Annotated in this window: 4 protein-coding genes and 2 pseudogenes; 2 read left to right on the forward strand and 4 right to left on the reverse strand. The window is 72.3% G+C overall.

Annotated features, from left to right (window positions below; all coding sequences use genetic code 11):
- Positions 1 to 648 (forward strand): annotated as a pseudogene (locus D7V97_RS45040) (hypothetical protein); the annotation flags it as partial.
- A gap of 39 nt (positions 649 to 687) precedes the next feature.
- Here D7V97_RS45040 and D7V97_RS39475 read toward each other — a convergent pair.
- A complete protein-coding gene (locus tag D7V97_RS39475) occupies positions 688 to 1,185 on the reverse strand; it encodes a hypothetical protein (protein WP_147445170.1) in 498 nt (165 codons plus the stop codon).
- 206 nt (positions 1,186 to 1,391) lie between these two features.
- On the opposite strand from D7V97_RS39475, the gene D7V97_RS39480 reads away from it, so the two are divergent.
- Positions 1,392 to 3,650, forward strand: a complete 2,259-nt coding sequence (locus tag D7V97_RS39480) for a ferrichrome ABC transporter permease (RefSeq protein WP_120615737.1) — start codon at positions 1,392 to 1,394, stop codon at positions 3,648 to 3,650.
- Positions 3,651 to 3,675: 25 nt separating this feature from the next.
- Here D7V97_RS39480 and D7V97_RS39485 read toward each other — a convergent pair whose 3' ends face one another.
- From D7V97_RS39485 to D7V97_RS39495, 3 genes and pseudogenes are all read right to left on the reverse strand, one after another.
- Positions 3,676 to 4,446, reverse strand: a complete 771-nt coding sequence (locus D7V97_RS39485) for a YoaK family protein (RefSeq protein WP_120615738.1) — start codon at positions 4,444 to 4,446, stop codon at positions 3,676 to 3,678.
- A 111-nt stretch (positions 4,447 to 4,557) separates the two neighbouring features.
- A complete protein-coding gene (locus D7V97_RS39490) occupies positions 4,558 to 4,908 on the reverse strand; it encodes a histidine triad nucleotide-binding protein (RefSeq protein WP_120615739.1) in 351 nt (116 codons plus the stop codon).
- A 61-nt stretch (positions 4,909 to 4,969) separates the two neighbouring features.
- Positions 4,970 to 5,353: pseudogene (locus D7V97_RS39495) on the reverse strand (hypothetical protein); the annotation flags it as partial.

Consider the following 5,353-nt stretch of genomic DNA (forward strand, 5'->3'; position numbering starts at 1 on the left):
GTCCTGCGCTCCGTGCTGCTGTTCACGTTCCTGGCGTTCGTGGCGCTGCTCATCGTGGGCCTGGGGCTCGTCTTCGTCCCCGAACTGCGCGTGGCCGTGGGCCTGGAGCAGTCGAAGACGCTCAAGCCGCCTCCGCCCACCCGGGTCCAGCCGCCCCCTCGTGCCGTGACCGCCGCGGTGCCGCCCGGTCCCAAGACAGAGGACCCGGCCTCCGACGTGTCCCCGACCGCGCCCGTGGTTCCTCCGAAGGCGGCCGTGAAGGCGCAGGACCCCGGCGCCCCGACGGTGGACCCCACGCAGCCGCCTCCCGACGACGGCTCCGACTCGCTGCTCGTCCCGGACGAGCCCTCCGCGCCCGCGCCCACGGCGAAGAAGTCGCCGCCGACGCGTCCCGGCAAGCGCGGCGCCTCCGTGCGCGGCTCCTCCAGGGCCATCAGCGAGCTGGATCAACAGTGGCTCAAGACGAGCACGCTCTTCGACACCCTGGAGAACAAGCACACCTGCGCCGCGATGGGCATGGAGTGCAACCAGTTCAAGGACCTGGAAGAGGCCGTCGTCAGAGGCGGCGACGAGGCCGCGCTCCTCAGGAAGGTGAAGAAGTTCCACGCCCGCCTGGAGCAGGTGCAGATCAAGCAGGGCTCCAAGTAGGAGCCCCGGCTGTCGTGATGGACGGAGGCTGAAGCCGGCCTAGCGCCGACGGCCCGCGTCCATGGCAGTCCCCGCGTCCATGCGAGTGCCCGCATCCATGCGAGTGCCCGCATCCATGCGAGTGCCCGCATCCATGCGGCTGCCGGCGTCCATGGAAGTCCCCGCGTCCATCCCCGCGCCGCCCGTGCCCGCATGGGCGGGCGGGCCGCGATAGCTGTCCGCCAGCCCGGTGCCCAGCTCCAGGGTGCCGCTCCCGGGCTGACGTCCGGAGCCGCCCGTGCCCGCCAGGGCCGTGCTTCCCACCCGGTCGCTGTCATAGGGCCTGCCGCCCCGCGCCGGGTCTGCGTCCACCGCATCACTCCGGTTGCTGTTGTCCGGCATCGAGGCCTGCGCCTCCGCGGGACGGTGCTGTGTCTGCACGGGGTCCTGGAACCCCCGGCTCTGGCTCTCCTGTGAAGACACCCCGCTGTTGCAGCCCCAGAGTCCCATCGCCCCACCGACGAGCACCCCCACCGCACCGCGCATGAAGCCCTTCATGGTCGTCCCCTCTCGCGCAAGCACTCCGCGCCTGTCCCGTTCGGGAAAGTAGGTCTGATGCCCCGCAGGGCCACCGCACCGACGGATGCCTGCCCGGTCGCCCACCGGGCTTTGAGTGACCCCGGGTTGACAGGGAAGTCCTCCAGGCGGGAAACACTCTCAGCGCGGGTCCCTCCGCTGCGCCTCTCCCCCTGCCTCGAGGCCGCATGGTTCGTTACGCCCTCGCCATCTTCACCAGCGCCTTCCTGCTCTTCGGCGTCCAGCCGCTCGCGGGCCGCTATGCCCTGCCTTGGTACGGCGGCACGCCCGCGGTGTGGACCGCGTGCATGCTCTTCTTCCAGGCCGCGCTGCTCGCGGGGTACGCCTATGCGCACGGGGTCGCCTCGCGGCTGCGCCCGCGCACGCAGGCCCTGCTGCACCTGGGGCTGCTCTCCGTCGCGGTGGCGGCGCTCGCGGCGCGGGCCTTCTGGACGGGCTCGCCGCTCGCGCCCGGGGACGGGTGGCGCCCCGGCGTGGACGACCACCAGCCCGTGCTCCGGTTGATGGGGATGCTGGCCGTCACGTTGGGCCTGCCCTTCTTCGTGCTGAGCACCACCGGCCCGCTGCTCCAGTCGTGGTTCGCCCGCGCGCGGCCGGGGCGCTCGCCGTACGTGCTCTACGCGCTCTCCAACGCGGGCTCGCTGCTCGCGCTCCTGGGCTATCCCTTCCTGGTGGAGCCCTGGGTGGGCCGCGGCGCGCAGGCCTGGGGCTGGGCGGTGGGCTTCGGCCTCTTCGTCGTCCTGGTCCTCGCCTGTGCCAGGGACGTGCTGAGCCGCACGACGGAAGCGCAGGCCTCCGTGCCCGAGGTCCCGAGCCCCGTCCCCGGAGCTCCGGTCGAAGCTCCGGTCGAAGCTCCGGTCGACGCGGCAGCCGACGCGCCGCGCCCGGGTGTGGCCCGCACGCTGAAGTGGCTGGGGCTGAGCATGTGCGCGTCGGTGCTGCTGCTGGCCACGACGAACAAGCTGTCCCAGGACGTGGCGGCGGGCCCGTTCCTGTGGGTGATGCCGCTGGCCGTCTACCTCGTCACCTTCATCCTGGCCTTCTCGCGCGAGTCCTTCTACCTGCGCGGCCCGTACTCGGTGGCGCTCATCGCCGCGGTGGCGCTGGTGTCCTACGCGCAGAAGGAGGGCCCCACGCTGGGCCTGGGGTGGCAGGTGCTCTTCCACGCCTTCGCGCTCTTCACGGGCGCCATGGTGTGCCACGGAGAGCTGTTCCGCTTGCGCCCGGCGCCGCGCCACCTGAGCGCCTTCTACCTCTGGGTGTCCGTGGGCGGCGTGCTGGGCGGCGTGTTCGTCAACCTGGTGGCGCCGGCCCTCTTCACCGTCTACTGGGAGCACCCGCTGTCGCTGGGCGCCTGCTGCGCGGTGTCGCTCGCGGGCATGATGCGCCGCCCTCCCGAGGAGAAGCGGATGGCGCGCGTGCAGCGCACCCTGCGCGGCGCGATGCTGGTGCTGGTGGCGGTGAACCTGGGGCTGCTCGTCTCCGGCGCCCAGGGCCGCGTGCGCTTCTCCGAGCGCAACTTCTTCGGCATGGTCCAGGTGCTGGAGCAGGGCCGCAACAACCCGAAGCAACACCAGTACACGCTGCGCCACGGCGCCATCACCCACGGCTGGCAGTACATCGAGCCGTCGCGCCGCAACGCCTGGACGTCGTACTACACGCCGCAGAGCGGTCTGGGCCTGGCGCTCGCGGAGCAGCGCCGCTGGCGGCGCGCCCTGGGGCTTCCCACCGAGCTGCGCGTGGGCATGCTGGGCCTGGGCGTGGGCGGCAGCGCCGCGCTGATGGAAGCCGGGGACCAGCTGCGCTTCTATGAAATCAACCCCGTCATCATCGCGCTCGCGCAGGGGCAGGGCGGCTACTTCAGCTACCTGAAGGACTCGGTGGCGAAGACCGAGGTGGTGGAGGGCGACGCGCGCATCTCGCTGGAGCAGGAGCTGGAGCACGGCCAGCCGCAGGCCTTCGACGTGCTGGCGCTGGACGTCTTCAGCTCGGACGCCATCCCGGTGCACCTGCTGACGCACGAGGCGGTGGCGCTCTACCGCAAGCACCTCGCGCCGCACGGCGTGCTGGCATTGCACATCAGCAACCAGCACCTGGACTTGGTCCCCATCAGCGTCACCCATGCGAGCGCCTTCGGCATGTCCTCCACGCTCGTCATCACCGAGACCAAGGACGACACGCTCGCCAGCATCTGGATCATCCTGAGCCCGGACCGCGAGTTCGCCTGGGGCCCCACCTTCACGCGCTCGCTCTCGTACGTGCGCCGGTTGGCCCTCCACGGCGAGCCGGACTACGCCTGGACGGACGAGCGCAGCAGCGTGCTCCAGGCGCTGCGCGGCCCGAAGATTCCCCGCGACTCGGTGACGGAGAAGATCCGGGACGCCGTCGCGCCCACGCCGCCGGTGGCCCAGCCCGCGTCTCCCTGACGGGAACGCCAGCGCCCGGGGGCCTTCAGCGCCCCGGCCCGGTGGTGGACGCCGAGGGCAGGGAGGACAGGCGCACGTCCAGCGCGGCCAGCACGCCCAGCGCCGCGCACGGCAGCGCCAGCGTCACGGCCCCGTGGCGCAGGAACAGGAACGGGCCCAGCGTGGAGCCGAAGAGGAACGCGAGCGCCAGGCCCAGGTGCAGCCGCGTGCGCTCGAACTGCACGGCGGAGGGCAGGTCGCGCAGGCGGCGCCACAGGCCCGGCGCGTCCTCGCCCCGGAGGCCGTCGCGCACCCACGCCATCATCTGCACCAACTGGATGCCGATGTCCGTGAGCAGCCCCGTCACGTGCGTGGTGCGCACCACCGCGCCGGACAGCCGCGTGACGAGCGCGTTCTGCAACCCCATGGCGAAGGCCAGCGCCCACAGGAACACCGGCGCGCGCACGCCCACGCTCAGCGTCATGCCCACGCCGATGCCGCCCAGCACCCCCGCCTCCAGCAGCAGCGCGGAGACGTGACGGCCGCGCGTGCGGTGGCGCGAGGCATCCAGCAGCGCCGCCGCGGAGGTGGCGCCCGCGATGAACGCGCCCATCAACTGCGCGGACAGCCAGCCTGTCTCCGAGCGCCCCAGCGCCAGCGACTCGCCCAGCGTCGCCATGTTCCCGGACATATGGGACGTGTGCGCGCCCAGGGCCACGAAGCCCACGGCGTTGACCCCCCCGGCGACGGCGGCCAACAGCAGGGCGAGGCGTGAGTAGGCACGGCGGGTCTGCGGCGGCGACTGGGCACTGAACATGGGCGGCGGGCCCGCCCGGGAAGAAGGGGGGCCACGCACCCGCGAACGCTAGCACCCGCCACCCGTCGCCTGTCACGGGACCGGAGGGCAGGCGGGTGCCTCTGGAGACCGCTAACCCGGCGGCCAGTGGAGGGGTCGCCCCGCGAGCAGGTGCAGGTGGATGTGGAACACAGTCTGCCCCGCGTCGCGCTGGGTGTTCATCACCACCCGGTAGCCGCTGTCCGCGTGGCCGCGCTCGCGCGCCACCTTCGCCGCGCCCAGGTAGAGGCTGCCCACCAGCGCCCGGTCCTCCTCGGTGAGGTCGTTCACCGTGGGGATGTGCTTGCGCGGGATGAACAGGACGTGGGTGGGGGCCTGGGGGTTGATGTCCTCGAAGGCCAGGCAGTGCTCGTCCTGGTAGACGATCTTCGCCGGGATGGCACCTTCGCGAATCTTGCAGAAGAGGCAGTCGGATTCGGGCATGGGGCGTGGCTTACCAACGCGCCGGGTGGGGCGGAAAGGGCCTCGCGCCCCATTCGTCCGGTTACGGCAGCAGCCACGAATAGCCGGGGTCCGGCACGCAGCCCGCCCCGGACAGCTTCACCAGTGCCAGCGGACCGTCCCGGGCCATCGTCACGCCCGCGCCCTCGTAGCCCGCCCGGGTGATGACGTGGCTGAACAGGCGTGAGCCCCGCCCCGGCCCCGAGTGGGGATACAGCGGCACCTTCCGGTGGAAGTAGCTGTAGCCCCCCGCCCACGCCAGGTGCACCGTCTCCACCTTCAGGCCGCACACGTCCTCCTGGCGGCCCGCGAACTCCAGCAGCCGGTTGACGGAGCCCTGGTCGTCCCACGCGCTGTCCTTGGGCCGCACGCGCTCGTACTGGCCCACCTCGCCGAACGTCAGCGCCCCCGCGCCCGCGCCGGACAC

This window comes from Corallococcus sp. CA053C (assembly GCF_003611675.1).
In the GTDB taxonomy this organism is placed as follows: Bacteria; Myxococcota; Myxococcia; order Myxococcales; family Myxococcaceae; genus Corallococcus.